The 4,242-nt window shown below is 71.5% G+C and carries 4 protein-coding genes and 1 pseudogene; 4 read left to right on the top strand and 1 reads right to left on the bottom strand.

What is annotated here, in order from left to right; genetic code table 11:
* Together G3I65_RS13375 and G3I65_RS13370 are read left to right on the top strand one after the other, a co-directional pair.
* Positions 1 to 243 (top strand): annotated as a pseudogene (locus tag G3I65_RS13375) (PE-PGRS family protein); the annotation flags it as partial.
* Positions 240 to 995 (top strand): ESX secretion-associated protein EspG, encoded by a 756-nt coding sequence (locus G3I65_RS13370; protein WP_160696390.1) that lies wholly within the window; start codon positions 240 to 242, stop codon positions 993 to 995. The pseudogene G3I65_RS13375 and the gene G3I65_RS13370, both read left to right, overlap by 4 nt.
* Positions 996 to 1,058: 63 nt before the next feature.
* Here G3I65_RS13370 and G3I65_RS13365 read toward each other — a convergent pair whose 3' ends face one another.
* On the bottom strand, positions 1,059 to 2,024 hold the full coding sequence (locus G3I65_RS13365) for a hypothetical protein (protein ID WP_160696389.1): 966 nt from the start codon (positions 2,022 to 2,024) through the stop codon (positions 1,059 to 1,061).
* Between the two features lie 499 nt (positions 2,025 to 2,523).
* Here G3I65_RS13365 and mraZ point away from each other — a divergent pair, with 499 nt between their 5' ends.
* Both mraZ and rsmH read left to right on the top strand, forming a co-directional pair.
* Positions 2,524 to 2,955, top strand: a complete 432-nt coding sequence (mraZ, locus tag G3I65_RS13360) for a division/cell wall cluster transcriptional repressor MraZ (protein ID WP_125314530.1) — start codon at positions 2,524 to 2,526, stop codon at positions 2,953 to 2,955.
* A 217-nt stretch (positions 2,956 to 3,172) separates the two neighbouring features.
* Positions 3,173 to 4,126, top strand: coding sequence for a 16S rRNA (cytosine(1402)-N(4))-methyltransferase RsmH (gene rsmH / locus G3I65_RS13355; RefSeq protein WP_160696388.1), 954 nt, complete (start codon positions 3,173 to 3,175; stop codon positions 4,124 to 4,126).
* The last annotated feature ends 116 nt before the right edge of the window (positions 4,127 to 4,242 follow it).

Raw genomic sequence — 4,242 nt, 5'->3', positions numbered from 1 at the left:
CGGGCCCGGGCCGACATGCCACCGCCGGTGGCCTACGACCCGGCGTCGATGATCCGGGACGCCGCGTCGTCCGGGAACCTGCTCGCCATGGCCGGGCTGGCCGACGAGCTGGCGGCCCGCCGCGCCGAGTCGGAAGCCGCCCGCCAGAAGGCGATCGACGTCCTCCGCACCCGCGACGCGGCCCTGCGCGGCCACGTGCCGGCCGAAACGTTCCCCGCCGCGCCGTCCCTGGGGCAGGCTTGATCCGCGTCTCGGCCTCGGCGTTCGACATCCTCTGGACCGACCTCGGCCACGACCGCCCGCCGGAGCCGCTGACCGTCCGCAGCGTGGGGGGCACCGAGGAGGAGCGCGCCGAGGTCCGCAAGGCGGTGTACGACAACCTGGCCGAACGCGGGCTGTACGACGGCTCTTCGCTGGAGCCCGCTCTGGCGGAGCGCCTCTCGCTGCTCGCCTCGGCGGAGGTCTTCGTCGCGTGCGAGGCGATGGTGGACATGACGGCTTCCGCGCCGTTCCGCGCGGTGACGGGCGTGCGCGGCCGCCGCGGCGTGCTGGCGACCCAGCCGGAGCAGACGATCGCGCTGGCGGCCATCCGCGACGCGGAGCTGTGCACGGCGATCGTCGACGTCCTCCCGGAGCTGACGGCCGGCCCGGGGTACGGGGTGAACCTGCCGGCGCCGGCGTTGGCGGGGTCGGTGGAGGACCCGGTGTTCTCCTCGCGGGGTGCGGCTTCGGCGGCTTCGTCGGCACAGCTGCGGGAGGTGCTGGCGATCCAGGCGCGTCCGGTGTACTCGGCGGGGTCGTTCAGCGTGAGCCGGCGTTCGGCTTCGGGGCGGGTCGCGCGGGTGGGCGGGTTGTCGTGGTTCGACACCGATGTGGGGGCGTACTGCGCGACGAAGACCGCGGGGCGGGGCGGGCAGGAGTGGGTGAACGTGACCCCGGTGGACAGCGCCCGCCTGGCCACCCGCGTCGCCGCCCTCCTCACCCCGGACGACTGACCCGCGGCTCCGTCTCCGAACGACGTGAATGACTCATTCATGTCGTCAGACGACATGAATGAGTCATTCACTACGTGCGGTCAGGACCACTGGCGGGCGCGGGCGGGCAGCGGCGGCGCGGTAGGCGGAAACGAGCTCGGCGGCCACCACGGCGGGCTCGGTGCGCAACCGGCTCGGCAGGGTCTGGACCACGGCGATCCCAGCCGCGGCGTAGCGGTTGTTGCGGGCGAGCGTGGTGGCGTAGCCGGGTTGCCCGAAGTGGAACTCGTAGGAGTCGATCTCCCAGGCCAGCGCCACTTCGTCGAACCAGGCGTCAGGGGTGGCCACGTGGCGGCCGCGCTCGTCGTGGATCGCGAAGTTCCACACCGGTTCCGGCAAGCCGGTGCGGCGCCACAGGGCCATGGCATCCGCTTCCGCCGCGGACCGGGCGCCCTGCGTGATCTCCCTGAGCACGGCACGCGGCAAGGCGGTCCCTCGCCGGCTGCCGAGCTCGAGCTCGGCGCTCAGCTCCGCCGGACGGATACCGAGCTGCTGGACGGCTTCGGCGAGCAGCGCCCGGATCGGCGGGCGTTCGCGCAGCCGGCGGCACTCGTCCAGCACCGCCCGGACGGCCGGTGCCAGGGGAAGCCCTTCGGAGCGGACGGGGTCGGGCATCCGCCGGGTTCGTTCGATGAGGACGTAGCCGCTGCTGATGGTCTTCAGGTGCGCCGGGAGGAGCAGGTGGATGGGTTCACCCGGTCCGGCCGCCCGTTTCAGGCCGTGGCGGCGACATGACTCCAAGCCGGTGACGACCGCTTGGTCGCCGCTGTAGACGAGGGCGCCCTCGACCAGTTGACGTCGTGTCGGGACGCCGGTGCGCAACAGGACGACGCCCGGCAAGAGCCGCTGCCACGGACCGCCCGGAAGGCAACGGCGGTAGCTGGTCACCTGCGGCACACCCAGGGCCTGCAAGTGCGCCACCGTGATCACGCCGCGTCTGCTGGCCGCGAAGAGTGCCTCCGCGTCGCGCGTCCAAGATGCTCTTGTCACCAGTCGATCGTGACCCACGCGATGGGCCGGAACCAGAGCCTTGCGTGATCTGTGGACTACTCGGAGTGATTCGGCAGCCCTGTGGACAACTTCTGGCTGCCGTCGGATGCAGTGAATGACTCATTCATGTCGTCTGACGACATGAATGAGTCATTCATGTCGTTCGGCCCGGGTCCCCACTGGACCCCACCTGGGGTCCCCACGGGGCCCACTGGAGGGGGTCGGGGTTCCTTCGCGGCCGTTATGCGGACGTGTGGGGAACAGCTGAGGTTGCTCCGGCCCCCGCTGAGGGGGATCTTGGCCACCGCCCCCCACTACGCCCCCCACCTGCCCCCACCTCGTTGACCTGCAAAAACACTACACACGACGGAGTGAGCCGCCGGTTTCTCGCGTTGACTGTGGTGAAAAGTGGGGTACGGTGGTGGCCAGTGGGGCGGAAGGGAAGCCCTGGAGCCGTAGATGGTGGTTCGCCACCGGAAGCGGTAGGGAGGTGGAGGCCGTGTTCCTCGGCACCCACACCCCGAAGCTGGACGACAAGGGGCGGCTCGCGCTGCCCGCGAAGTTCCGCGACGCCTTGGCCGGCGGGCTGATGCTCACCAAGGGGCAGGACCACTGCCTCTTCGTCTTCCCCCGCGCCGAGTTCGAGCAGATGGCGCGCAAGGTCGCCGAGGCCCCGTTCACGAACGAGGCGGTTCGGGCCTACCAGCGCTACCTGTTCGCCGGGACGGACGAGCAACGGCCGGATGGCCAGGGGCGCATCACCATCGCGTCCGAGCTCCGCCGCTACGCGGGGCTCAGCAAGGAGTGCGTGGTGATCGGGGCGATCACCAGGCTGGAGATCTGGGACGCCCAAGCGTGGCAGGGCTACCTGGAAGAACACGAAGACAGCTACGCGAAGGCTCGAGAGGAAGTACTGCCGGGCGTCTTCTAGGCGCGCGGTCGCGGTGCACCTTCGTCGTCGGGGGACGAAGAGGTTCGCCGCCCGCGCGACGAGGGGGAAGCCCACCCGGATGCCGTGAGGCCTCTGTCCGCTCAACAGCCCTGGTGCACCTTCCCCGGTACCAGGTCCGCAGCGGGCGGACAGGGACCTGACGGCATCCGCCATATTTCCCCCGGGCCGTCCAGGCGAGAAAGGGGGAGGGAACACCATGTCGGCACCCGAGCACGTCCCGGTTCTGCTCGACCGCATCGTCGAGCTGTTCACCCCCGTCTTCGCCGACCGCGACGGCGTCCTCGTGGACGCGACCGTCGGCCTCGGCGGGCACTCCGACGCCCTCCTCGAAGCCTTCCCGCGGCTGCGCCTCGTCGCGTTGGACCGCGACCCGGCCGCGCTCGAGAAGTCCGCGGAGCGGCTCGCGCGCCACGGTGACCGCGTCGACTTCGTGCACACCGTCTACGACGGGCTGCCCGAGGCGCTCGCGAGCCTGAACCTGAGCAAGGCCGACGGCATCCTGTTCGACCTCGGTGTCTCCTCGATGCAGCTGGACCGGGCCGAGCGCGGGTTCGCCTACGCCAAGGACTCCCCGCTGGACATGCGGATGGACCCGACTACCGGGTTCACCGCCGCCGACGTGCTCAACACCTACGCGCCCGGCGAGCTGATCCGGATCCTGCGGGACTACGGCGAGGAACGCTTCGCGCAGCGGATCGTCAAGAGCGTCGTCAAAGCCCGCGAACAGGAACCGTTCACGACCAGCGGGCGCCTGGTCGAGCTGCTCTACGACGCCGTCCCGGCCGCCACCCGCCGCACCGGCGGGCACCCCGCCAAGCGCACCTTCCAGGCGTTGCGGATCGAGGTCAACGGCGAGCTGGAGGTGCTCCGCCGCGCCATGCCCGCCGCGCTGGGCGCGCTGCCGGTCGGCGGGCGGATCGTCGTCGAGTCGTACCAGTCGCTGGAGGACCGGCTCGTCAAGCAGGCGCTGGCCGAGCTGGCGAAGTCCCGCACCCCGGAAGGCCTTCCGGTCGAGCTGCCGGGACACGGGCCGGAGCTGAAGCTCCTGACCCGGGGCGCCGAGAAGGCCGGCGAAGAGGAGATCGAACGGAACCCGCGCGCCGCCTCGGTGCGGTTGCGGGCCGCAGAGAGGATCGGAGAGCCGCGATGACCGCTCCCGCGAAGTCCCGCCGCCCGGCCGCGCCGGCGACGCGGGGCCGCAGCGAGGCCGCCCGCACCTCGACCACCGTCGAGCCGGACCCGCAGACCACCCAGCCGGGCAAGGCC

Source organism: Amycolatopsis sp. SID8362, from assembly GCF_010550475.1.
Lineage (GTDB): Bacteria > Actinomycetota > Actinomycetes > Mycobacteriales > Pseudonocardiaceae > Amycolatopsis > Amycolatopsis eburnea.
This window is presented reverse-complemented; position numbering and strand designations above follow the sequence as displayed.